Origin of the sequence: Psychrobacter sp. PL15 (assembly GCF_035984995.1) — a bacterium.
GTDB lineage: Bacteria > Pseudomonadota > Gammaproteobacteria > Pseudomonadales > Moraxellaceae > Psychrobacter.
On record NZ_JAXCIB010000011.1, the window covers coordinates 1 to 25,557 of the forward strand.

Genomic DNA, 25,557 nt, shown 5'->3' on the forward strand with positions numbered 1-25,557 from the left:
AGCAGACCAAGAAAACGATTGGGATTCAAAACACCAAATCAGGTATTCTATAACATCATTTAGCGTTGCACTTGGTGTGTTAATCTAGGATTTAATTTATTTAGTAACAAGACAGAAATTTTATAGTAAATTTATTTTTAAAGATTTAATAAAAATTGGATAACGATTAATTAATTTAACAATTGTCTATTAATAACTAATTAAAAAACCTTTCAAAAGTTCAGTAAAAATAATCGATGAGATAAAGTCTGAAACAGTTAACAGTCATATTGTCAGTTAAAATGTAGCGACGTAATAATGGCTATTTTCTTTATAAATACTTTGATTGACTTGTAAACAGTGATAAGTAGATAAAAAGCAACATAGATCTCATTTATTGCTAATTATAGTTATGGTGAGTCTAACCTCGAATTTATCTCTGGTGCCAGAAACGCTAAAGTAATGATTATGGTTTTCCGTTTCTTAGTGCTTGGTATGGTATTTATCGGGGCAGTAGCCAGCCTACCGGCTATTTGGAACTTTGCAGACTTATCAATGGGATTGATGGCATTAACTAACTTAGTGGCTATTGTGCTCTTGTCACCCGTGGCGCTTAGAATATTGCGTGATTACGAGCGGCAAATCAAGGAAGGCAAGACGGGTGAGCAAATTAAATTTAACCCCGATGATTTTGTTAAGCTTAAAGATGAAGCTAATCGAGAGGCATGGAAAGATTAAAGTAAACGGCTATAAAACAGTTTAGAGAAACAAAAACCCCATTCATAGTGAATGGGGTTTTTGTTTGTTGCAGGTTAATAGTAGTGAGCAATTGTTTTATAAATGCCTAATAACTGTTTAACCATTACATATTAGGATAGTTAGGACCGCCACCACCTTCAGGTGTGACCCAGGTAATATTCTGTGACGGGTCTTTAATATCACAGGTTTTGCAATGGATACAGTTTTGCGCATTGATCACAAAACGTGCACCTTCAGCATCTTTGACTACTTCATATACCCCAACTGGACAATACAAACGTGCTGGCTCAGCATATAAGGGTAAGTTAATGGAAATAGGCACAGTAGGATCGGTTAATTTTAAATGCTTCGGTTGGTTCTCAGCATGGTTGGTATTAGAGATAAATACCGATGATGGTTTATCAAATGTCAGCTTACCATCAGGCTTCGGATATTCTGGCTGATAGGCATAGTTAGCACGTTCTAACTGATCATAATCACGTAAGTTATCATGAATAGTCAGCGGCATTTTGCCACCCAACAAGTTTTGCTCGATGAAATTAAAGGCGCCTCCCATCCATGCACCCATGCGATGCATGGCCGGAGCAAAGTTACGACCTTCATAGTTATCTTGATATAGCCATGACTCTTCATACATAGTGCTATAGGCAACCACTTCATCGTGCTGGCGCTCAGCTTGCAGTGCTTCAAAAATAGCTTCCGCTGCTAGCATGCCTGACTTCATTGAAGTATGAGTGCCTTTGATCTTAGCAGAGTTCAAGAATCCTGCATCATCCCCTACCAACACACCACCTGGGAAGGTGAACTTTGGTAACGAGTTCAAACCGCCTTTAGTAAGTGAACGCGCGCCATAAGAAACACGCTTACCTCCTTCTAAAATATTACGAATGAGCGGATGTAGTTTTAAGCGCTGCAACTCATCAAACGGCGACATGTAAGGATTAGAGTAGGACAAATCGATGACCATACCGAAGCTAACTTGATTGTTTTCGTCAAAATATAACCACCAGCCACCAGAAGAGCCAGTATCGGTTAATGGCCAGCCTGAGCCGTGCATCACCACACCTTGCTCGTGTTTTTCGGGGTCAATGTCCCACAACTCTTTTAGACCAATGCCATAATGCTGAGGATCGCAATCTTTATCAAGATTAAAGCGGCTGATTAAGCGTTTGCCCAAGTGACCACGGGAGCCTTCGGCAAAGATAGTATATTTAGCTAATAATTCATAGCCAGGCTCAAAGCTAGCTTTGGCATCACCGTTGGCCGCAATACCCATATCACCAGTCAATATACCTCTTACTGAGCCGTCATCGTTGTATAAAATATCGGCAGCAGGAAAGCCTGGGAACATCATAACTTCCAACTCTTCGGCTTGCTCTGCCAACCAGCGGACCACATTGGCCAATGAGACAATATAATTGCCTTCATTATGCAAACTGGCTGGAATAACGGAGTCGATAAGCTTAGTCGTCTTAGTGGCTGACCCTAGCATATACACGCGGTCTTCAATCGCAGGTACATTTAAAGGGGCGCCTTTTTCCTTCCAGTCAGGTATCAGCTCATCTAGAGCACGTGGTTCGATAACGGCACCAGATAAGATATGCGCACCAAATTCAGAGCCTTTTTCGACTACAGCGACCATAAACTCGTCATTGCCTGCTTCTATAGCCAGCTGACGCAGACGGATAGCCGCAGACAAACCGGAAGGACCGCCACCAACGATAATAACGTCGAATTCCATTGACTCGCGTTCAATTTCTGGTTCTGGAGCAACTTCCGGCTCTGGAACAGCTTCTGGCTCTAGGACGATAGTTTCAGGCGTTTCTTCAATAACTGCTTGCTCAGTAGATGGTTCGTCAACGGCTACCTTTTCAACACGCTCTGTATCAAGATCTGCTGCATTGACGTCAGTTCTTTCAATAGCAATATTTTCAGCTGGGACTTCTGTCGTCTGTTCTGCGGTCACTGAGTTTGCTGACTCTACCGTTTCTGTTGCGTCAGTGTTGACAATATCAGCATCAACGACTGGTGTTTTCTTGTCTTGCTCTTGCATACCTACTCCTAAACTTTTAGTGGCTTATCTCAGGGCATTATTAGCATAACAATTAAATAATAAAGCTTGCGACGCTACCTCAGATATATGGCTGCCTGATAAAAACTGTCTTTGCGGCATCAATTGACAACGTTACTATTGAAAATTAGCATATGTGAAAATTAATAAAGGGGATTGTAGAAACACATAACGTAAAGAGGATAACTAAAACAACACCTACGTGGCTATTTCAATAAAAGGTCGTTACTCATTATAAAAGAAAACTACTACAAACACGATACGCATTTGTGGGTATCAGTGTTAAGGTGAAATTAATATAATGGCTGTGCAATTAAGCTACGATTTTATCATACCCCAAACTAAAATTAATAGTAACACTCGATACGCCAAACTTTGACCAATAGCTAGGAGATTGTATGATGACTGATCATACTCATAATGTGGTTAACAGCACCATGAATAAGACGCAAGGCTCACAGGACTTGACGTCCAGCTTAGACAATGCCGATACCCTTAGCCAATATATAAAGTCTGCGGCAGGAGTAAAGCAGGGACGTGCAATACCGCCATTAGAGGATTGGCATCCTGAGCAAGTCGTTGATATGGATTTAGTGATAAAAGCCAATGGCGAATGGTGGCATGAAGGTGGGCATATGACTCGTGAGTCATTAGTCAACCTATTTGCTACTGTCTTATGGAAAGAAGAACAAGATGGTGTTATCGAGTATTTTTTAAAAACCCCAGTGCAAAAGTTACGAATTCAAGTAGAGGATGTGCCGCTACTGATTAATGATGTTGGTATCATTACCGAAGGAGATATGCGTTGGTTAGAGTTTACGACTACCACTGGTGATGTGGTACGTTTAGATGAAAAGCATCCGATTACTCTGGCGACTTACCAGCCTAAGGACAGTCGACTCCAAGATAATAAGCACGAAGAAACACCAGTACGCCCTTATATGCCCATTAGAAACGGACTAACCGCACTTATCGGCCGTAATACTTTTTATCACTTAACCGAGATCGGTGAATTAACGCAGCAAGAAGATGAGACTATATTGACTTTACAAAGTGGTGGACAGTCTTACTTGCTATCAATGCCGGCTAGTTAACGCTACTGACTTAAACCAGATGAATAGTAATTAGCTACCTTAATTAGCTACCTATTGGGTGGCAGTTAGTTGTTACAGTCGATTCAATTTAAAAGAGATACAGCGCTACTGTAACAAACGTTTCGTAGGCTCGAAGCCCGCTCGCGAACAGCCCACAAGAAAAATTTATACCAGTGGCACATTGTGAGTTGAGGTATTTAAGCTAAAATATACGAAATTTAATAAGAAAGGTCCAAATGACGCTATGTTTATGACAGTATGTCTATTACAAAATCGGTAAATTGACTATGAGCATAGCTGAAAACAAAGTAATCAATGATGTAACTATCCAACCAGCTGCGTTTAATACTATCTATACGGCAGCTTTTAGTGAAATTGTTATTAATAGAGACCGCAGCGCCCCGATTGGCTTGTTTGACTCTGGCGTTGGTGGGTTATCAGTTTATTTGCATGTGGCTCAACAACTTCCAGCCGAGCGTTATATCTATTATGCTGATACCTTGCATGTGCCATACGGTGACCGTGATAGCCAAGAGATTGAGGCATTGACCTTGATAGCAGTAGAATGGCTGTCTCAGCAAGGTTGTAAATTGATCGTTATTGCCTGTAATAGTGCTTCAGCCTATGCTTTGGATGCTGCCCGGCGCTGTTATCCGCAATTGCTTATTGTGGGCTTAGTACCCGCCTTAAAGCCTGCGGTATTGGCCAGTAAAAGTGGTCACGTAGCAGTATTAGCCACCAAAGCCACTCTAAATGGTACCTTGCTCAATCAAGTTATTGAGAATATTGCCCAGCCAAACCAAACGACGGTTACTAAGTACTTCGATCCACAGCTGGTACCGTGGGTAGAGGCAGGTATGCCAGAAAATTCTGAAACTGCCCAGCGCTTACGCCAGCAGTTAACAGAGTTTGCTCGCAATGGTGTGGACCAATTGGTGCTAGGCTGCACGCATTATCCGTTCTTTAAGCCGTTTCTGTTGCAAGAGATTAAGGAGCGACAGTTATCTATACAAGTTATCGACTCAGGGCAAGCAATCGCTGAGCGCGTAAAAGAGCTACTGATAAAGAACCAGTTAATGGCCCTACCTGTTAGTAATACGGATAGTGAGAGTTCAGATAGCAAGGGTACAGACCTTCGACCTTCTTTAATCTTTTATGCCAGTAAATACGATGACAGGCTTGGTATGCTGATTCAGCGTCTGCTGGGTAATAAAATACGCTTGCAACAGCATTTTTAGCACAGTCTGTGCAAACTAGGAATGACTCGATATTAGGATGACTCTATATAAAGTATGGTCAATAAAAATAAACAGCGCGCATCCTAATAAGACTATGCTAGGCTAGAACTTTCACAAGCAAGATACTTGTGTGTTATTGCACGTTACTACCTGAGCGTAGAGGTTATTGTGCCCAACCGTCGCTATCATATCCACGTTGTATGTGCTGCCAACGATCAACCGTTGGTTTTAGACAGGTTGGCGATATTTTTTCAAGCACGAGCGTTTTTAACTTACGACGTTTCTAATAAATTACCGCGAGCTGCACTATACGGCCGCCAATGTATTGACGCTTGTGATTACGCATTAATGGTAGTTGGTGACAGTTATGGCACTAGCCAAAGTCTGGGTGTCAGTCAAATGCATCTGAGCTATCTAAGTGCTAAAGCTAAGCTCAAACCTTTGTTGATACTGATTAAAACTCATAATGGTGGTACGGAAGTCAGTCAGCAATTAAAGGACTTTACCCGTATTGTCCAAAAGCATGCCAAGCATATTTATTACTATGATGAGGACACTAATATTGAGCAGCTGCTCAGTTACGCCTGTGATGATATAGCCGTAAATTATCAAGTAAGAGATGGATGGGTAAGGGCGAATAAGAAACTAGCAAAACCTGACTCACAGGCGATCATCGCACAGTATGCTGCTGCTTCATCTACGAGTAGTAGTACGACTATCAAACCAGACAGTCGTTCAGCTGAAAATGGTGTCACTGCGGGCAGTCTGAACAAGCCGATTAAATTAATAGACGCGTTCACTATCCAATATAGTGCTCAAGCTTATGAAGACGGTAATCTGACAGATATCACTAGGTCGCTGACTTTAACGTGGCAACAGGTCCTACAAGCTTTAGTAAAGATACCAGCGACTTTTTCAAGCTATAGTCTTCAAAGCTGTATCAATAATTTGATCGCTGCTAAAGCTGAGCAAGATATTAAACAAGAAATGCCCAATGTGCATGCCGTTTCACGCTATAAAATTGCTCAAAACGATTTAAACAAACTACAGCGTATAATGGTCGCTGCTAACTGGATTCAATTGACTACCTACGGCACTCGAGTATCACAAGAAATGTGGAAAACAACCTTTTATGCCAAAAGTTTATTTGCAAAGAGTCAGCAAACAATGTCTCATTAATAATGAGGTCTCAATTATAAGTAACCTGTGCCCATCACTACGTTTTGTAATACAAAGCCTACGTGCTGGCAGTTGTTAATCTACTGTAAACTGGTAATAATGAAGTCTATTAATAGGCTAGTAGCAGCTTAGTTGTTATGAAGATCTTGATAGAAAAGGCTGGTTGATATTGACCACACATAGCGATATCAAGCTCCGTTAGTGCGAAAAATGCACCATAAATATTGACTGATTGAGGAGAATATAATGAGCAACTCTAAAAATGACGAGTTAAAGAGTGATATAGATAAATTAGAAGAAACCATGCATGACGCCGATCAGTTTCATACGTTGGAAGAACAAATAGCCGATATGAAACGCCGTGGTATTGATCCCAGTAAGGCCTATAATGACTGGGATGATAAAGAAAAAGAGGATTGGGGCGATGACACTTGGAAAGAGAATGGCAAATGGAAACCAAAAACACCTGCAGATCTCGATGACAAAGCACGCGAGAACTGGGATGGCGATAACGGCAAGCCCAATCCACCGCCTATTGTTTAAGTGCCAAATTGCAATCTCAAGCTGACTTACTTTGACCGTTATAAATATCAGAATATTATTTATAAACCAAGAAAAGTAAATAAAAAACCACGTCTACATTGACGTGGTTTTTATTATTTATAGCTTAGGATTAAGCTGTTCAGTACGGGAGTATCTTAAATTCGGCCATAATACTAAAAAATTTCTATTAAGAACCTTCATCAATACGTACTAAGCTCACGGTACCATTAACATCAGTAACGCGGCGATAGCGTACGTTACCGGAGCTTGATGGCTGAACCGTTGCTGGCTGAGCTGACGATTGAGGTGAATAAATGCTAGGAGCGGTGGTTTGCCGCTGAATCAATTGGCCCATGCGATCGGCAGGTGCTGGAATTAAAGGTTGGCTATCAGATGGTTGGCCATATCGGTTGCCATACTGGTTAGTATACTGCGAGCGACTAGAAGCAGAATTACCAACGATTAAGCGATGAAACTTTTGACCCGCACGACCATCGGCTGGAAAGATCCCACGGCTGGATTGATATTGTTGAATAGCTGTGCGGGTATTATCGCCAATGATGCCATCAACGCCACCAATATCATAGCCAGCATCTAATAACGCTTGCTGAATGTCTCTAGCTTGCTGGCGGCTGATCCCTGGGTCATCAGTTGGCCATGCTGTTATAAAGTCAGTTTTGCTACTATCTTCTTTGGTAATTAAATCCGATAAATGAGCGATTGCCAATGCGTAATTTTCTGAGGCATTATAGGAATAAAAAGTGTCGAAGTTCTTACCGACCAAAAATGCAGGGCCACCTTTACCGGCAGGCAATAGCAGTCCGGCGCTACTGAGGTCATAGGGGAGTGGACTGCCATTAGTGAGGGTTAAACCTTGATCGCGCCAATGACTCATTGACTTCTTATCTTTACGATCGGACACTGCCCAATATCCGTTAGGGAGTGTGACCTCATAACCCCACGCCTCACCTGAACGGTAACCGCGCTTCGCCAGGAAGTTTGCGGTAGAGGCCAACGCATCGGGAACGTTATTGACTAAGTCGCGGCGGCCATCGCCATCAAAGTCTACAGCCAAGTCCAAAAAAGTCCCAGGCATAAACTGCGTTTGGCCGAACGCGCCTGCCCAAGAGCCAGTCATATCACTGGGACTAATATCGCCGTTTTGGACAATTTTTAGCGCATTGGCATACTCACCGCGGAAGTAACTTTGGCGACGATCAAAACAAGACAGCGTCGCTAATGACTCAAACAATGGTTTTTTACCTAAGGTCTGACCAAAATTTGACTCCACGCCCCATACACCCAACACGTGCTCAGCTTTTACACCATAGCGTGATTCAATTTCTCGCAGTGTATCTGCCCATTGGCGCTTGGCACGGATACCATCTTCTACCCGTTCCTTATCAACTAACGCTGACAAATAATCCCAAACGTCCTTTTGAAATTCAGGCTGATAATTTAATGATTGAATAACGCTAGGATCAGGTGCACTTGGACGATAACGCTCAAAGGTCGAATCGGATATATCGCTAAATTGACTGCTATTTTTAAGGGTGCTTAAGCATTGTTGTAGCTCAGCATTGGATAAGTTCGGCGCTTCTGGTCTGGCGGCTTGGGCAGTGCTGGCTAGACTTAAGCCAATAGCAGCGCTCAGTAAAGAGAGGGTAGATAAGTGAGTCAAACGCATGAAAATATCCTATAAACATAAGTGGTGGCAAGGCCGAAAATAATATCAAAAGTTCAATATGATGAGACTGGTTTAGAGTAACCAATATCAACAATAAAGAAAAGGTTTAGGAGTACTTAGTTACCATAAGCTGACGCAGGGTCAAGGTAAGGGAGAGAAAGGGTAAAGTATGGCTTAAGGAAATATTTTGCAGCGCTCACAACAACTATGGCGTCTATGTGACTGTAAGTGTTATATGGATTATAAACTTAGATCAATGAATTCGCCGCCATTCTTATATTAAAAAGCGAGCTCAAATATATCATTAACAAGTTGACTTAGTGAGTTATCAAGTTATGAGTAATATTATTATATTTTCTGTTTCCGCGCCAATAACCAAACATGCTCAGTTACCACCAAATCTGGCGCGGCGTTCAAAGTTGACGGCTCGCCCTCAAGCTCAGTAATCTGGTAATGATTGCCATAATATTGCGCAACTTGCTCGCTACTGATCGAAAATGGTGGGCCATTGCGTTCGCTTTGGTCATAATTGAGCGTTAATAGTAATTGTGGCGCATTGCTACTAACGTTGCCTATAACGTTGCTGCTAAGCTGCCGCACTTGTTCGCTATATCTTGGACGCATATCTGCTGGCAAGGCGATTAAGGCTGCTCTATCATAAACCGCATCAACTCGACCGATGTTATCAGGTGTTAGCGCAAAAATATTGCCAACCCATAGTTCTATTATTTGACCGGATAGCGAGCCTTGATAACATTTAATAGCTGGGCTATTAGTATGCTCGATAGCTGTGTTTTGAACAGCTATATTTTCAATGACTGTAGGCGAGATATTATGCTCAGCAAAGAATTCTTGAATGGCTGACTCAACAAGCTCAACCCCAACCACATCGTAGCCTTGGCTCGTTAGCCATACCATGTCGATTGACTTACCGCACAAGGGTACCAAGACTCGACTACCAGCCAACAAGTTTAGAGCGGTAAAGTATTTAAGCAATAATGGATGCACTTCTGGCTGATTAAAACCGATGCGCTTATTTTGCCAGCGTTCTTGCCAGAATTCAGGGTTCATTATCGCAACCTTTATTGGTGATAGTTGTTATTGACAGGCTTTGTAGATATCGATGGCTTCTACAAGTTGGCTTTGCAGATAGTTATAGTCAATGAAAAGTAGTATCGATACATAACCTACTGCTGGTATAAGTTTTTCTTGCTTGCTGTGCCTACGCAGACAGAGGCTGCAAAAAGCTTATACCAGCAGTACCACAGCGTTTTTAAGGTATTTTAACTATATCTATATTTCAAAAAACGGAAGTTATCAGCTTAATACTAACATTATAATAGCCAACAAAAAGCCAAGCATATTGACACTTGGCTTTTTTTTCATATTAAGTCTTTATATAAATACTACTCTGCTAGTACAGTGTCTAGCTCTTCCATTAAAGTATGAATGCGTGCTGCGTTTTTACCTAAATCGCTACCACCAATACGTGATTTACTGCGAATATCGACCAAACGTTCGTTACCTTGATCATTAACACGGACGATTACGTCGTCTTCGAAACCAAACCAGGTTGACGTATGTGTCGCTTCAATAATTCCGTTGCTAGCATCCGCATTTATTAGTTCCCAGCCTAAGTTTTTAGCAGCTTGTTCAACAGCACTCACTAACTCAGCTTTTGGTTGCGAATAGTTGAGGGTTTTAAGCTCCGGATAGGCTTGACGTTGTTGCTCTGCACTTGCTTCACCAGCATACTCTACCGGATTTGGGGCATTAGCGCGCAGTGGTGCAATAGCCACAAATTCAGGCGGGTTTACTAAGTCGGTTGAAATATCATGAATGGGCGGTACACTTTTGGCGGTATTCATCATACTAAGGGGCATTGCGATAGAAAATACAGAAAATACAACCACTATTGCCGAACTGCCAAGCGTCATCGTGTCACGTTTCAATAAAAATTGTAGTAAAAGCAGCACCAGCGCTGCAATACCGGCATATACCCCAAACTTAAACCCTGCAAACGCAGTACCTAAATCGACAATACCAAATTTATAAAGAGGGCCTGGTAATACGACTAGCAATAAGGCGATTAAACTTATTAGAGTAACTAAAACTTTCATCAAACTTCTCTATTATCAGTTAACTATTCGACCCATTACGGCCGAGTATAAAACACGCCTTGATGATCATTATCCGGCAGCAATAGCTATCATATAGCAACTATCACTGAATACCCGGCATCTTTATTTTTAAGAAAATACTATTTTAATCAGTCATATATTTACTAAACTCTTTACGAAGTTTAGCAAGTTTAGGTGGGATAGCAAAGTTACAATAGGCTTGACCAGGGTTTCTATTAAAGAAGTCCTGATGATCGTCTTCAGCCTTATAAAACTCTACAGCAGGATGTACTTCAGTGACGATATCAAGCCCCATGTCGCGCAGCTTATTAATAGTGCGATCAACAGTTGGTTTTTGATCTTCGTCTGTATAGAACACGACGCTGCGATATTGACTGCCGACATCGTTACCTTGACGGTCTTTGGTAGTCGGGTCATGAGTACCAAAGAATACATCAAGTAGCACTTCTAGCGGTAGAATAGACTGATCAAATTCGATTTTAATGACTTCCACGTGCCCGCTATTACCGCCACATACTGTTTGGTAGTTAGCAGTAGCAGCTTCGCCGCCCATGTAACCTGAGACCACCGACTGTACACCCTTGAGTGATAAAAATACTGATTCGGTACACCAGAAACAGCCACCGCCTAATATAATGTTTTGCATAAGATTGTCCTGTTATTATAAATACGAGGGGTTAAAAATTCATTGCTTAATACGATGCATTTAGCTTATCAGCCTACAAGCTGCTTATTAGTAACAAACAGTAATGTTATAATACGGCTTTATTAAGCTTATAGCCCCTAAGGTATACAAATAATTCGCTAAATAAATTTAATCAAAGTATTGCGCCATAAAAAAACGAGCCATTTCATGAGTCAATCTACTTCCTTGCCAGCCGCAGCCATTCAAAGCGATACCGTTAAACACGATACTATTAATAAACACGATACTATTAAAAACGATACTATTAAACACGATACCTTGTTCACCACGCCACTGGATAAAGCCGCACGTTTTTCTTTTGACGAGCAAGTGGTGGCCTGTTTTCCGGATATGATTCGCCGCAGTGTGCCAGGCTACGGTCAAGTGCTCGCCATGCTGCCGATATTTGCGAGGCGGCATGGTAAGTATCGCCAACAAAATGACAGTGGTCAACGGGTCAGCCGTATTTATGATTTGGGCTGTTCTCTTGGGGCGGCAAGTATGGCGCTTACTGGCGAGTTTGCGCCACATGACCTACAAATTAAAGCAGTGGATATTTCACCAGCCATGACCGCTGAAGCCAAAACCTTATTAAGCGAAAACTATCCCGAACATGATATTGAAGTTATCACGGCTGATATCAGAGATATTGAGCTTGAGCCTTGTGATATGGTGGTTTTGAACCTAACGTTGCAGTTTTTGCCAGCAGTGGATCGGGTGGCGGTATTAGATAAGATTTACTCAGCGTTAAGTACAGGCGGTATATTGGTACTGACCGAAAAGACCCATGCCTTTGATGAGCAATATGATGCTTGGCTGGTTGAGCGTTATTATGACTTTAAGCGTGCCAATGGTTATACCGAGATGGAGATTAGCGGTAAGCGTAATGCATTGGAAAATGTACTAATTACCGATACATTAGATGAGCATCACGTTCGTTTGGCTAACGTTGGTTTTGAGCGTCATCTAACTTGGTTTCAGTTTTTGAACTTTGTTTCTATTGTGGCTTTTAAATAACATTCATTATTTGAAAAGTAAATTTTTAATCTCTTCTTATTCTCTAAAATAACGGTAATTGCTTTGATGATTAATGACACCATTATCCACGCTGAACGCGAACTTTATTTAACCTTATTAGCACTAGCGCAGCAGCAGCCAATCGTCAACGAGTGGCTGTCGCTACTACCTGAATGGTTGAATCAAATTAAAGACAAAAACAACTATGCCCATGCGCCAGCTTATCAGGCAGCAGTCGCACGTTTGCCTAACATATTAGCTAGTAAGGTAGATCTAAATAGCGCCACCCTGATTATGGAAGCGACTCTGAGCAACTCTGAGCGTAAGCAAACTATTGCTCTATTAAAGCAATTAATGCCGTGGCGTAAAGGACCTTTTCAGATCGGTAGTGGTCGAATTGATAGCGATGCCGTCGTTTATAGTGATAATTCTAGTGAGGATACCAGCAAGTCTAACAGTGAGAATGACAGCGAGAAAAGCTGGCCAATAATCATTGACACTGAATGGCGTAGTGATTGGAAATGGCAACGAGTTGCGCCCCATTTAGCGAGTTTAAAAGGGCGGCGCGTACTAGATGTGGGCGGTGGTTCTGGCTATCATGGTTGGCGCATGGCAGGGGCAGGCGCAGAGAGTGTGATAATCGTTGACCCGTCATGTTTGTTCTATCATCAGTTTATGGCGATTCGGCATTTCATTGGTGTGGCGGATGACTATCGTACTCATTATATTCCAGTAGCACTTGAGGCCTTACCGGCACACAGTCAGCTGTTTGATACCGTATTCAGCATGGGTGTGCTGTATCATCGCCAGTCACCATTCGAGCACTTACAACAGCTGAAAGGGCAGCTGGTTAAGGGTGGGGAGCTGGTACTTGAGACTTTAGTGATAGATGGTGATGTCAATACGGTATTAGTGCCCCAAGACCGCTATGCGCAAATGAATAATGTGTACTTCTTGCCGTCAGTTGCTGCATTAATTAGCTGGCTAGAAAAAGTTGGATTTTCAGAGGTTCGCTGCGTTGATCTAGCAATGACCTCCATTGATGAGCAACGCAAAACAGATTGGATGAGCTATCATTCGCTCAAAGACTTCTTAGATCCTAATGATCCGACCAAAACTATTGAAGGTCATCCAGCGCCAAAGCGGGCGACTCTAATTGCTAAAAAGTAGAGCCATGTAAACTGTTTGAAGTTTTTAATTTGAAATGTAGTTTGTATCATGCAGTTTGAAATTGAGTCGGCATCAAAAATAGTTGTTTTTAGATAAACCATGTGGTGAAAGCAATTTCTATTAGAATCTTAAATATAAATCCTATAAAGCCGGCACCAAGGGCCAAGAACATCCAAAATGTACCAGCGCGCCCAGCGTCAGATTGTTTGGAGAGATCCCAAATAATGAAAAATAAGAAGGCAATAAATATCGGTAATAAAACATACATACCCCAGCTGGTAACAGTACTAGCAGCAATCGCAAACATGGTGTAATCCTAAATAAAGTAGTGACATAAACTATCATTTGGTAGTTGTTTATCTGATGGCTATTTATCTGATGCTCATTTTACTGTTGCATGACTATGGTCGTAGCCTATAAAGCTACTTTACAGAAAACACATTAAATAAGCGTACTAGACAGCGGCCTATTATAGTTAGAATCAACACTAAGAAAAAACGACATAGAAAAATGCCAAGCAGTATACCAAGGGCTATTATACTCTGGAACCAATGAGGGTTAAACCTGCCGCCAACTGTGAGGCAACAGGAACACTACATTCAGAGCGACTACTAAGTCACTTGACGCTTACAATAGATGTTAGCTAATAAATCTTAGCCATACACAGTTAGTATATGAATTTTAATACTATTTTTAGTACAAATAGTGCAATACAGTGCAAAGGTTGTTATATTTACAGGTTACTTATATTTTCGTATCATTTTATCTTTGTATGCCAGTAGTTTGATGCTGGTCAATCTCATAATAAAAAATGAGCAATCGCTATAAGCCGTTATTGACGACCCCAATGCGTGTTGATTCCCTTTTTCACCTCATTTTTATTGTTTATTTATCCGAGTTTATAGTCTTATGTCACAAGCCCAAATTGATACGTTAGCCTCATTATTTGATCATGCTGTTCAAGTGCTAAAAAACGAAGGCGCGCTACCGGCTGATTGGCAAAACAATAGCCAGATTACCCGTACTAAAGACGCTAGCCATGGTGATTTCGCCAGTAATATTGCCATGACCGCGGCCAAAGCGGCCAAGACCAATCCACGCGCGTTGGCAGAAAAAATCGTTCAGTCACTGCCAGACAATAAAGACATACGCCAAGTAGACATCGCTGGGCCGGGCTTTATCAACGTATTCTTGAATGCTGAAGCCAAGTTTGCGGTATTAGGTGATATCTTCGACTTACAGGACCGCTTTGGCCTCAGCCGGCAGTTCGACGGACAAAAGGTTCAAGTCGAGTTTGTTTCAGCCAACCCAACTTCTAGCTTGCATGTCGGTCACGGTCGCGGAGCGGCGTTTGGTATGAGCGTGTCCAACTTGTTAGAGGCAGTGGGCTATGACGTCACTCGTGAGTACTACGTTAACGATGCTGGTCGGCAGATGGACATTCTAGCCACCAGCACTTATTTGCGTTATCTACAGGCTAACAGTGAAACAGTAACATTCCCATCCAACGCTTACGTAGGCGACTATGTTCGCGATATAGCAGAGACACTCAAGACACAGCATGGTAATAGTTACGTGCACAGCTTTGTAGAAATCGCGAAAGACGTACCAGCTGACGCGCAATTTGAGATCAATGCTGAGGGCGAAAATGTACTGCTATCGGGTGATAAAGAAGCTCATATCGATGGTTTGATTGTCAATAGCAAGGCATTACTTGGTGACGGCTATGAGCTGTTTTTGAATGCCGCACTAAGTGGTATTTTGGCTGATATCAAAGATGATTTGAATGAGTTTGGTGTGCGTTATGAATGTTGGTTTCATGAAAAAACTATTGATGCTGATATTGAACCCGCCCTACAGATACTAGATGATAAAGGTTATCTGTACGAAAAAGAGGGTAATATTTGGTTTAAATCGACTGACTTTGGCGATGAAAAAGACAGAGTCGTACGCCGTGCCAATGGTCAAACCACTTATTTTGCCTCAGATATCGCCTATCATAAGAATAAATTCGACCGCGGTTTTGATAAAGTTGTTAACGTCTGGGGCGCCGACCATCATGGTTATGTGCCGCGCGTCCGAGCAGCGCTAATGGCGCTTGGTATTGATTCTGAGCGTCTTGATGTAGTGTTAGTACAGTTTGTGGCGTTATGGCGTGGCGATGAAAAGGTACCTATGTCATCGCGTAAAGGTGAGTTCGTGACCTTGCGTGAGTTACGTCATGAAGTCGGCAATGATGCGGCACGCTTCTATTATGTGGCGCGGAAGCCTGAAGTGCACATTGACTTTGATCTAGAGCTTGCCAAATCGCAAAGCAAGGACAATTTGGTTTATTACATTCAATATGCGCATGCTCGTGTTTGTCGGGTATTAGAAAAATTAGCAGCCAGTGGTCTAAGTGTGGATGACCTCATCGGTGCGCAGCAGCAACACTTGCTTATTGCGCCTGCCGAAGAGGAAGTAATCAAGCTACTTGCGGCGTATCCTGCTACCTTGCTGCGTTCAGCAACTGGCTATGAGCCGCACATAATGACCAACTACCTCAAAGAGTTGGCTGCGCTATTTCATGGCTGGTATGACAGCAATCGCATTCTACCCGTAAGCTTAACCTCAGGGGAGACCCCAAGCGACTCTGAGGTTGAGCTGATGCAAGCACGCCTGCGCTTATCAAAAGCGGTGCGACAGGTACTGGCCAATGGTCTAGGCTTATTAGGATTGTCAGCACCGTCCAGCATGTAGTCTTAAATATAGGCATAAAAATGCCCAAGCATTGAAATATAGAATTATAAACATATAAAGGCGCAAGTCGTCTCGCGCTTGTCAATATAACACCGGTTATAAAGACGGCACATAATATCAGCTCATAACAACTGTTAGATTCGGTAGGGAGAACGCGTTTCATGTTAGCCAAAAAACCTAAAGGTGCCACTGAAAAACGCAAAGCCAGTAGCGTGTCAGGATTATTATGGATGTTCGTTGGGGCCGTATTGACCCTTATGATTGGGGTATTTCTGTACCTTTCACCATTGTTTGACTTTAGCCCAGCTGGTTCTACTGGTACTGATCCTAATCGGCAGGTACAGCCGCGTGTTGATACTGATACTGACAATAGCGATTATGAGTTTTATGATATTTTGCCAAATCAAGAGATGGCGACTATTCCTGATGAAGATATTGGGGAGACGGATGATAGCCTAATAGGTGATATCAGCGATTTTGAACCTGATGTGGTGGTCACTCAGCCTGACGATAACTCCGCTAATCGTAATGATGACACGGGTAACTTTGGTATTTCTGAAAGTACGGTCATTGAACCTAGTCGTGGTAATAACGCTAACAATACCAGTGATAATAATGATATTGTTATCGTTGAGGAAGACGCTACTTATGACGGTGGGACACCACCTGCTGCCAGCAAAAATAACAATACTACCTCACGAGCTAACAACACCGGGTCAGGTACAGGAACGGCTAGTGTGCAAAAAGCGACACCTGTAGCGACCTATATTTTACAAATCAACAGTTTTGGTAGTGCTGATGAAGCGGATCGTCGGCGTGCGCAAGTATTAATGGCTGGGGTTGATGCTAAGGTGGTCAAAAACACGACGGGTAATGGCTCGCCGATTTATCAGGTAATCTCGCGCTCGATGAATAATCGTCAAGCGGTTGCCAATGCGCAACAACGACTACAAAACAATGGCATTGATTCTATTATCGTTGAACAGCGCCGTTAAGTGTGATGCTAGGTCGTTAGGTTTAATATTAAGTCCTAAGTCACAGTATAAAAAAAGCGTCATATCGGCGCTTTTTTTATGCTATTTTTTTAGTAAAATTAATACGTTGAACTGTTTTAATCAAAACTCTTAATTAGAACCCTTTATAGACACCTCAAACAAGAGTATCACCATGAACCCATCTAATACAGTGATAGCGCCTCCTAGTATTATTAAGTCATTTTTTCAAAAGTACTTTATTGATGCTTTTACCGGTATGGCTTTAGGATTGTTTGTGACCCTAATTGCCGGTCTCATTATCTCGCAAATAGGCGGTTGGCTACATCTGCCCGCGCTAGTTGCTGTCGGTAAGCTAGCCTCAGTATTGATGGGTGCAGGAATTGGTGTGGGCATAGCTTATTATCTCAAAGCACCGACCTTGGTTATGCTCAGCTGCTTAGTAGCAGGGATGTTGGGTGCACATTCTGAAGCACTTATGGCAGGAACGCTATTTATCCCGCAAGAGGCTGGTCCTGCAACTTTTGTCGCCTTGCCAGGTAATCCGATCGGCGCATATTTGACATCAGTATTTGCCTATCGCGCAGGGACATGGGTTGCCGGCAAGACCAAGCTTGATATTTTACTAGTGCCATTAGTAGTCTGCACGCTAGCGTTAGTCGTTTGTGCAGTGTTGAATCCGCCGGTAGTCGCTGCTGTGAATAGCATTGGTCAGGGTATCCAGGCGGCAACAACACTACAGCCATTGTTAATGGGCATTGTCATTGCGGTGGTGGTTGGTATTTTATTGACCTTGCCGACCTCTAGTGCGGCAATTTGTATCGCTATTGGGCTCGGTGGTTTGGCAGGCGGCGCTGCTGTGGTCGGCTGTGCTGCGCATATGATTGGCTTTGCGGTGGCAAGTTATAAAGACAATGGGGTCAGTGGCGTTATATCGCAGGGCCTAGGCACCAGTATGCTACAGATTCCTAATGTGCTTAAAAAGCCTCTGATTTTATTACCAGCGGTCATTGCTAGTGCCATCGTTGGACCTATTGCGACCGTAGGCTTTGGGCTGGCATGTACGGCCACAGGCGCAGGTATGGGTACCGCAGGCCTGGTAGGAGTTTTTGGGGTTATTGAAGCGTCACAAGAGCTCATGGGTAGTACCCAGCTGTGGACAGCAATTATCTTATTGATGTTTGTGCTACCCGCTGTCATTGCTTGGTTAGTGGCACACGTTATGCGTCGTATCGGCTGGTTGGTTGATGGTGATATGAAGTTGCCTTAGTTTTACAGTCACCGAATTGTAAAACTGATATAAAAAACATCGATGTAGTATAGTAAATCCAATTTAAAAACGACACAGTGCTGCTGTTATGAATTTTTCGCAGCCTCTGTCACGCGTGCGAACAGCAAGCAAGAAAAATTTATACCAGTAGTACGCTGACACAAATGTATCTATTTTATTTTGAACTGGCTATATAAGAAAAGCCCAGCTAGTAATAAATTGCTAGCTGGGTTTTTCTTATATTGATTCTTATTTGTCATGGCACTGAGATTTTATTATGCCGAAGCAGATTTTTGAGCGTTAGGTTTTGAGCGTTTCTTGCGCTTTAGCTTACGAGCCAGCTTATTGACATCGTTGAGCACGTTGCTATAGCTTGCTGGGAATACGCGCTGCACAGCATCTATCACTTTGGCGTCATTACCAATCAAGCATCGAGTTTGGTTGGTCGCTGCGGCATGAAGAATGATCCAAGCGGCGTCACTAGCATCAAATTTTAGCAGTTTATTAAAGCTACTGATGGCTTTGCGACCGCTAGGCATACCGATATCACTTATGCTTTCATTACCGCGCGCGCTATTGGCGATATTGGTCTTGATACCACCCGGATGGATACAAGTTGCTGACACGCCGCAGCGCTGGATATCCAACTCTTGACGCAAGCTTTCTGTAAAGCCGCGCACCGCAAATTTGCTGGCATTGTAAGCGGATTGCGAAGGCTGCGCGGTCAAACCAAAGAGACTTGAGATATTCACGATATGACCATGCTCATCGAACTGACGTGATTTATTACTTTTGCTGTCAGTGCTGGCATCAGACTCGCTTTGTTTGACGCTATTTTTAATCAAGGGTAAAAATGCTTTAGTCCCATAAACCACGCCCCAAAAATTAATATCCATGACCCATTCAAGCTCGCTGATGCTGCTGCCTTCCACGGTAGAATACAGCGCCACACCCGCATTATTGAAGATAAAATTAACTTTGCCGTGCGCTATCATCACGCTATCAGCCCACGCATCGACTGCCTTTTTATTTGAGACATCCAGTACAGTTATGGTCACGTTAACATCGTAGCCTACGAGCAATTCTTTTGTCTGTGCCAGCTGCTCAGCATTGATATCAGACAATGCCAAATGGCAGCCCATTTTTGCTAGATGACAGGCAAGCTCGCGCCCTATACCAGAGCCTGCACCGGTCACTGCTGCCACGTGATTATGATAGTAAGACGCAACGTCGTGATTTTGAGCAACGTTTGAAGAAAAAGGTAAGTGTTGGCGCAGCGAGTCAGCCATAGCAGTAATGTTATTTAGCATGATAAACAGTCCTTTGTATCATAGGTGATAAGTTGATAACCTCAACGGTTACTTGCAAAGCTACCTTAGCATAACTTATGAGCCGCCTTATTTATGTTTGGTAGACGCTCCTGTCATCTTATAACGCTATTTTATAAAGTATAATCAATAAAAAGTAATATCGATACATAATGTACTGCTGGCGTAAGTCTTTCTTGCTTGCTGTGCCTACGCAGACAGAGGCTGCAAAAAGTTTATACCAGCAGTACCGTCGCGTTTTTAAGGTATTTTAACTATAGCTTTGCTACCAAGAACGAGTGGTAAATAATAAGGCAATAGACATAAAAAAGACGTCTGAGCATAATTAATGCCAGACGCCATTTCTATAACAAAAGCCAATAGACGTTAATTTACTTTGATCGCAAATTAACCCAACTAACTATTGATAATAACCTAAGTGATTTCAGGTGTTTTGCCGTCATTGATTACTTGCTCATCGACGACGACTTTTTTAGCACTTTTCATTGAAGGCAGCTCATACATAGTATCTAACAGCGCGTTTTCAACAATAGAGCGTAGTCCACGAGCACCCGTTTTACGTGCCATGGCTCTTTTAGCAATGGCATCGAGCGCCTCCTTGGTAAAGGTAATGTCAGCGCCTTCCATATCGAACAGGTATTTATATTGTTTCACTAGCGCATTTTTCGGCTCGGTCAATATCTGAACCAGGGCTTCTTCATCTAGCTCTCTTAGAGCCGCAAGTACTGGCAAACGACCGATTAGCTCAGGAATAAGACCAAACTTAATCAAATCTTCCGGTTGGACTTGCTGCAGTAAGTCTGAGCTGCGGCGGCTGTCATCTTTTGAGCTGACATCGGCATTGAAGCCAATACCGGTTTTTTCAGTACGCTGCTGGATAACTTTATCGAGTCCGGAAAACGCGCCGCCGACAATGATTAGGATATTGCTGGTATCGACTTGAATCAGCTCTTGCTGTGGATGCTTACGACCACCATGGGGTGGAATAGCCGCAACCGTACCCTCAATAAGCTTTAGCAAGGCTTGTTGCACGCCTTCTCCAGATACGTCACGCGTAATAGACGGGTTCTCGCCTTTTTTGCTGATTTTATCAATCTCATCAATATAGATGATGCCTTGCTCAGCTTTGCTCACATCATAATCGGATGCTTGCAATAACTTTTGCACGATATTCTCAACGTCTTCACCCACGTAACCGGCTTCAGTCAAGGTAGTGGCATCAGCCATGGCAAAAGGCACATCTAGCAAGCGCGCTAAAGTCTGCGCCAATAATGTTTTACCAGAACCAGTCGGTCCGATAAGCAAGATGTTACTCTTGGCTAATTCAACCATGGCCTCATCAGCACCAATCTTAGATTTTTTGCTGTCATTGGCTAAGGTTTGGCTGACCTTTAGACGCTTATAATGGTTATAAACGGCAACCGATAAGGCTTTCTTAGCGCCGTCCTGTCCAATGACATACTCATCCAATTGGGCACGTAGTTCTTTGGGTGTTGGTAATTTTTTATTGACCCAAGAGGTATCAAGATCACCATCAGTATCGTCGTCACTGTCGCCACTATCAGCAATAAGGTCAGTACATAGCTCAATACATTCATTACAAATATTGGCATCATCAGCGGCAATAAGCTGTTTCACATCGCTTTTGGCTTTACCACAAAATGAGCACTGCGGTGTTTTGTCTTCTGCCATACAAAGGCACTCCTAAAATTTTAAACTTCTATAGTCTACCCACAATAAAACGACTATGTTGTTAGCGTCACTAGCTGGACTGTTGTGTAGTCTGCGCGAAGCTTTCTTATATTCTCATTATTATGGATTGACTAAAAATGGTCTGGTAATTACGATCAATATTGAGTCGTATTCTGCTTAATACTGCTCATAAGTTTAATACTACTTATAAAGAGTCAGGACGACGTTCTAATACTTCATCGATCAAACCATATTCTTTTGCTTCTTTAGCATCTAGCCAGAAGTCACGCTCGACGTCTTTTTCAATCTTTTCTACTGGTTGACTCGTACGCTCAGCCAAAATTTCATTTAAGCGAGCACGAGTTTTTAGAATTTCGCGAGCATTAATTTCGATATCGGTTGCCTGACCTTGAGCACCGCCTGAAGGCTGGTGAATCATCACGCGAGCGTTAGCTAATGCATAACGTTTGCCTCGTTCACCCGCAGCTAAAAGGAATGAACCCATGCTATAAGCACCGCCCATACAGATAGTAGAGACTTCAGGCTTAATAAAGTTCATGGTATCAAAAATAGCCAAACCGGCACTGACTGAACCGCCTGGCGAGTTGATATATAAATGAATGTCTTTATCAGGGTTTTCGGCTTCTAAGAATAGCAGCTGCGCTACGATAAGATTGGCCATATAATCTTCGACTGGACCGGTCAAAAAGATAACGCGCTCACGTAATAGGCGTGAAAAAATATCAAACGAGCGTTCACCGCGTGCAGATTGCTCAACCACCATGGGAACTAGTGCGCCTTGGGGACTCTGAGCGCTTTGAGTGTTATGCGCACTCATTAGCATATCAAAATGCGGATTGGCGGTAATGCGATCATAATCTGTCATAGAGATTTCCTATCAATAAGTGTATAAAATAAATAAATATTAACCAGTAGCCAATCGTTTATGGGCGTTTATGGGCGTTTATTGTCGTTAAAGTTGACGTCTTTTAATAGAAACGGATAATAACAACAAGCAATAACAATACCTGGATTTTGCTAAAAAGCTGTGTTAGAAATGATGGCAGTAATGGTAACTTTTTTAATGCGCTAATAGTAACGTTTTAATGTGACAAATGATAAATGACTCCCTATTAATAAGGCGTCTGCAATCATTTATCAAGGGCTAAAGCCATAAACCACCAATAAAAATGCCCCAACAACACATGTTAGGGCATTTGTAAGACAAATTTAATAAGTGACGCTACAAGATTAGCTTAAACGCCAACTCATATCGGTACCAGACCACATTGCTCATTAAATGTAACCTGTCCATTATCTGCTGATATAACACTAGGTTAAATAGAGAGGTATGCCAAAAGATGGTGCATCCATGGTGATAAGTTGTACTGTTTTGGTGCGGATAGAAGTATATTTAAGAGTCGAGTGTGGTTAATCGGTGTTTGATAAGTGTGTAAAATAAATTTGTCGCTAGGATAAGAACGCATTGATAGTTAAAAATAAAATAAAATCAATATGTTAGTCGTTTCAGATGATTTTACTCAGTATCGCACTTACATGAGTTGGTACAAGGATTGTAGCGATATACTCAATACAATCTAGAAACGACCCAGTGCTACTAGGATATTTTTTTTGCAGACTCTGTCACACCTGCGAACAGCACGCCCTATAGCAGTACCAAAGACCTTAGTTGTTATTATTTAACGGTTCGTATTGGCGTCTACCGCTTTTATTGCGGCTAGTTTTAAGTCATTCGGTGAATACCACTATATTAGATGAGGAGATCAAATGAGTTGGCCATCTTCTTTAGCCCTAAGTTTTGACACTATCAAAAATACGAGTACCGCCAAAAGTACGAGTCCAGTCGAGCCCAAAACTCGGCTGTATCATCGCAAGCATAATGGTGCGCTAATGGTACAGCGTCCCTTATATCCTGAACCTCGTGCTCAGCAAGGTATCTGTCATATATTGATGCTGTATCCTCCAGCAGGGATTGCTGGAGGTGACACACTGACCCTGGACATGCGCTTAGATCAAAATAGCCATGCGGTCATCACCACTCCAGGGGCGGGTAAATGGTATGGCAAAGACAGTATCAGCCAACAAAGAAAACCTTCAAATCGTCAATCAGACAATCAGTTAGAGATGCAATCAGGCACTCAATCAAACATCCAATCAAAGCTTGATGTCACAGCTATAAGAGAAAATAACAATGTCGTAGATGGCAAAGGTACGGATCAACCTGGCATTGCGGAATATGCAAGCCAGCACGTGCAAGCCAATCTAGAGACGCACGCGCGCTTAGAATGGCTACCGCAAGAGAGTATTATTTATAACGAGGCCAACATGCACGCGACCAGTCGCTTTGATCTACAAGCCTCATCTAGTTTGATGACGTGGGAGATTAGCGTGTTTGGGCGGCAGGCCTATGACGAGCAGTTTATGCAAGGGCGCTACCATACAGGGCTAAATATCTATCGAGAAGGACGGGTAATTGTTGCTGAACGTGTGGCGCAGTCGGCGCAAAGCCGCTGGTTTACGTCTGCTTTGGGGCTGGCTGGACAGCACGTCTATGGGTCATTTTGGGCGGTGCCAAGCTTGAGTGACGTACATGAAAAGCCCATACCGTTAGAGTCAAAAACAGTCGAGTCAACAGCGACCGCGCAAGCAATCACTAAGCAGGCGTTAACTCATTATTTAGACAGTACGGTATTACTCTTACGGCAAGCGATTGCCCAAGCTGGATTGCCTGTCTATTGCACTCACAACTACCAAGCAGTTAATATCCGTTATATCGGTTTGGATGTGCGTGCATGTTTCGAAGCGTTTTATCAGCTTAGAGAAATTTTGCGTGAACATTGGTGGCAGCTTGAATCTTGTCGTCCAAGGATTTGGGATACGTGACTTTATGTTAGGTTAAATATTAGGTTAAATGTTAGGTTAAATTAGATATTGAGCCATAGCAGATACTGCTTTGCTCGCTATAGTTAATTCAATTTAGAAACAATACAGTGCCACTGCGATGAATTTTTTACAGCCTCCGCCACGTTTGCGAGCCGCTCGCAAGAAAAATTTATACTATCGTTAAAATACCTTAAAAACGCTACGGTACTGCTGGTATAAGCTTTTTGCAGCCTCTGTCTGCGTAGGCACAGCAAGCAAGAAAAACTTATGCCAGCAGTATATTATGTATCGACATTACTTTTCATTGACTATAGTGGCACGTTGCTACAAATACCATAAGGAACGCCCATGCATCTAACTCCCACGGAAAAAGACAAACTCATGCTGTTTACTGCTGGCATGGTCGCTGAGCGGCGCAAAAATCGCGGCGTTAAACTCAACTACCCCGAAGCCATTGCTTATATCAGTATGTTACTTATGGAGGGTGCAAGAGATGGCAAACGAGTTGCTGAATTGATGAGTGAAGGGGCGACCTATCTATCCACCGATGATGTGATGACAGGCGTAGCAGAGATGGTGGAGGAAGTGCAAATCGAGGCGACGTTCCCCGATGGCACCAAACTGGTTACGGTACATAATCCTATCGTATAGCACTGTTATGGCACTTAAATGATTACTCTAAAATTAAGGCGGTCCTCATGCAAGCAGGCGAATACCATATCCAAGACGGCGAAATTATCCTAAACCAAGGACGACAAGTACAGAGCATCAGTGTCGCCAACACCGGCGATCGCCCTATCCAAATCGGCTCACACTATCATTTTTATGAAGTCAATGATGCCTTGAATTTTGAACGAGAGCGGACCCGTGGCTATCGCTTGAATATTATCCCTGGTACGGCGGTACGCTTTGAGCCCGGACAGTCACGAGAGGTTGAGCTGGTCGCTTATGCCGGTAAACAGGAAGTATATGGCTTTGCTGGGCGTGTGATGGGGCCAGTTACTCTCAAGGCTACAACAGATAAATCGATTGGCGTAGGAGCAACTAAACACGAAGATAGTTTTGATGT

Annotated in this window: 21 protein-coding genes and 1 pseudogene; 13 read left to right on the top strand and 9 right to left on the bottom strand. The window is 42.7% G+C overall.

Annotated elements, in window-relative coordinates; genetic code table 11:
- Nucleotides 1-375 precede the first annotated feature (375 nt).
- Nucleotides 376-717 carry an alanine:cation symporter family protein gene (locus RCH20_RS09835; RefSeq protein WP_327193523.1) on the top strand — a complete coding sequence of 114 codons (342 nt, stop codon included), beginning with the start codon at nt 376-378 and terminating at the stop codon, nt 715-717.
- 124 nt (nt 718-841) lie between these two features.
- Here the strand turns inward: RCH20_RS09835 and RCH20_RS09840 are convergent, their stop codons facing one another.
- A complete protein-coding gene (locus RCH20_RS09840) occupies nt 842-2,479 on the bottom strand; it encodes an electron transfer flavoprotein-ubiquinone oxidoreductase (RefSeq protein WP_209958863.1) in 1,638 nt (545 codons plus the stop codon).
- 767 nt (nt 2,480-3,246) lie between these two features.
- On the opposite strand from RCH20_RS09840, the gene RCH20_RS09845 reads away from it, so the two are divergent.
- The 4 genes from RCH20_RS09845 (at nt 3,247) to RCH20_RS09860 (ending at nt 6,863) form a co-directional block, all read left to right on the top strand.
- The gene (locus RCH20_RS09845) at nt 3,247-3,903 is read left to right on the top strand and encodes a DUF1285 domain-containing protein (protein ID WP_442793130.1); all 657 of its coding nucleotides are present in this window, start codon (nt 3,247-3,249) and stop codon (nt 3,901-3,903) included.
- 287 nt (nt 3,904-4,190) lie between these two features.
- Nucleotides 4,191-5,141, top strand: a complete 951-nt coding sequence (gene murI / locus RCH20_RS09850; RefSeq protein ID WP_327193474.1) for a glutamate racemase — start codon at nt 4,191-4,193, stop codon at nt 5,139-5,141.
- Between the two features lie 126 nt (nt 5,142-5,267).
- Entirely contained in the window at nt 5,268-6,320 is a 1,053-nt protein-coding gene (locus RCH20_RS09855) for a DUF4062 domain-containing protein (protein ID WP_327193475.1), read from the top strand.
- Between the two features lie 246 nt (nt 6,321-6,566).
- Entirely contained in the window at nt 6,567-6,863 is a 297-nt protein-coding gene (locus RCH20_RS09860) for a hypothetical protein (RefSeq protein ID WP_209956285.1), read from the top strand.
- 187 nt (nt 6,864-7,050) lie between these two features.
- On the opposite strand, the gene RCH20_RS09865 is transcribed toward RCH20_RS09860, so the two are convergent.
- The 4 genes from RCH20_RS09865 to msrA all read right to left on the bottom strand — a co-directional run bounded on the left by RCH20_RS09865 (nt 7,051) and on the right by msrA (nt 11,337).
- On the bottom strand, nt 7,051-8,550 hold the full coding sequence (locus RCH20_RS09865; protein WP_327193476.1) for a lytic murein transglycosylase: 1,500 nt from the start codon (nt 8,548-8,550) through the stop codon (nt 7,051-7,053).
- A 348-nt stretch (nt 8,551-8,898) separates the two neighbouring features.
- Nucleotides 8,899-9,621 carry a thiopurine S-methyltransferase gene (gene tmpT, locus RCH20_RS09870; protein ID WP_327193477.1) on the bottom strand — a complete coding sequence of 241 codons (723 nt, stop codon included), beginning with the start codon at nt 9,619-9,621 and terminating at the stop codon, nt 8,899-8,901.
- Between the two features lie 335 nt (nt 9,622-9,956).
- The gene (locus RCH20_RS09875; protein WP_327193478.1) at nt 9,957-10,670 is read right to left on the bottom strand and encodes a DUF1499 domain-containing protein; all 714 of its coding nucleotides are present in this window, start codon (nt 10,668-10,670) and stop codon (nt 9,957-9,959) included.
- A 145-nt stretch (nt 10,671-10,815) separates the two neighbouring features.
- Nucleotides 10,816-11,337, bottom strand: coding sequence for a peptide-methionine (S)-S-oxide reductase MsrA (gene msrA / locus RCH20_RS09880; protein WP_209956289.1), 522 nt, complete (start codon nt 11,335-11,337; stop codon nt 10,816-10,818).
- 207 nt (nt 11,338-11,544) lie between these two features.
- Here msrA and cmoA point away from each other — a divergent pair, with 207 nt between their 5' ends.
- Both cmoA and cmoB read left to right on the top strand, forming a co-directional pair.
- Nucleotides 11,545-12,393 (top strand): carboxy-S-adenosyl-L-methionine synthase CmoA, encoded by an 849-nt coding sequence (gene cmoA / locus RCH20_RS09885; RefSeq protein ID WP_327193479.1) that lies wholly within the window; start codon nt 11,545-11,547, stop codon nt 12,391-12,393.
- A 66-nt stretch (nt 12,394-12,459) separates the two neighbouring features.
- Nucleotides 12,460-13,563: a tRNA 5-methoxyuridine(34)/uridine 5-oxyacetic acid(34) synthase CmoB gene (gene cmoB, locus RCH20_RS09890; RefSeq protein WP_327193480.1), complete on the top strand. Its 1,104-nt coding sequence runs from the start codon at nt 12,460-12,462 to the stop codon at nt 13,561-13,563.
- An 88-nt stretch (nt 13,564-13,651) separates the two neighbouring features.
- Here the strand turns inward: cmoB and RCH20_RS09895 are convergent, their stop codons facing one another.
- Nucleotides 13,652-13,870, bottom strand: a complete 219-nt coding sequence (locus RCH20_RS09895; RefSeq protein ID WP_209956291.1) for a DUF2788 domain-containing protein — start codon at nt 13,868-13,870, stop codon at nt 13,652-13,654.
- Nucleotides 13,871-14,472: 602 nt separating this feature from the next.
- On the opposite strand from RCH20_RS09895, the gene argS reads away from it, so the two are divergent.
- From argS to RCH20_RS09910, 3 genes are all read left to right on the top strand, one after another.
- Nucleotides 14,473-16,302: an arginine--tRNA ligase gene (argS, locus tag RCH20_RS09900; protein WP_327193481.1), complete on the top strand. Its 1,830-nt coding sequence runs from the start codon at nt 14,473-14,475 to the stop codon at nt 16,300-16,302.
- A gap of 161 nt (nt 16,303-16,463) precedes the next feature.
- Entirely contained in the window at nt 16,464-17,297 is an 834-nt protein-coding gene (locus tag RCH20_RS09905) for an SPOR domain-containing protein (protein WP_327193482.1), read from the top strand.
- A gap of 172 nt (nt 17,298-17,469) precedes the next feature.
- Nucleotides 17,470-18,564 carry a PTS transporter subunit IIC gene (locus RCH20_RS09910; RefSeq protein WP_327193483.1) on the top strand — a complete coding sequence of 365 codons (1,095 nt, stop codon included), beginning with the start codon at nt 17,470-17,472 and terminating at the stop codon, nt 18,562-18,564.
- Nucleotides 18,565-18,839: 275 nt separating this feature from the next.
- On the opposite strand, the gene RCH20_RS09915 is transcribed toward RCH20_RS09910, so the two are convergent.
- From RCH20_RS09915 to clpP, 3 genes are all read right to left on the bottom strand, one after another.
- Nucleotides 18,840-19,874, bottom strand: a complete 1,035-nt coding sequence (locus tag RCH20_RS09915; RefSeq protein ID WP_327193484.1) for an SDR family NAD(P)-dependent oxidoreductase — start codon at nt 19,872-19,874, stop codon at nt 18,840-18,842.
- Between the two features lie 432 nt (nt 19,875-20,306).
- Nucleotides 20,307-21,584: an ATP-dependent protease ATP-binding subunit ClpX gene (gene clpX / locus RCH20_RS09920; RefSeq protein WP_327193485.1), complete on the bottom strand. Its 1,278-nt coding sequence runs from the start codon at nt 21,582-21,584 to the stop codon at nt 20,307-20,309.
- Between the two features lie 205 nt (nt 21,585-21,789).
- Nucleotides 21,790-22,422, bottom strand: coding sequence for an ATP-dependent Clp endopeptidase proteolytic subunit ClpP (gene clpP, locus RCH20_RS09925; protein WP_327193524.1), 633 nt, complete (start codon nt 22,420-22,422; stop codon nt 21,790-21,792).
- A gap of 950 nt (nt 22,423-23,372) precedes the next feature.
- On the opposite strand from clpP, the gene RCH20_RS09930 reads away from it, so the two are divergent.
- The 3 genes and pseudogenes from RCH20_RS09930 to RCH20_RS12520 form a co-directional block, all read left to right on the top strand.
- On the top strand, nt 23,373-24,488 hold the full coding sequence (locus tag RCH20_RS09930; protein ID WP_327193486.1) for an urease accessory protein UreD: 1,116 nt from the start codon (nt 23,373-23,375) through the stop codon (nt 24,486-24,488).
- A gap of 348 nt (nt 24,489-24,836) precedes the next feature.
- The gene (ureA, locus tag RCH20_RS09935) at nt 24,837-25,139 is read left to right on the top strand and encodes an urease subunit gamma (RefSeq protein ID WP_327193487.1); all 303 of its coding nucleotides are present in this window, start codon (nt 24,837-24,839) and stop codon (nt 25,137-25,139) included.
- A gap of 47 nt (nt 25,140-25,186) precedes the next feature.
- Nucleotides 25,187-25,477: pseudogene (locus tag RCH20_RS12520) on the top strand (urease subunit beta); the annotation flags it as partial.
- Nucleotides 25,478-25,557 lie beyond the last annotated feature (80 nt).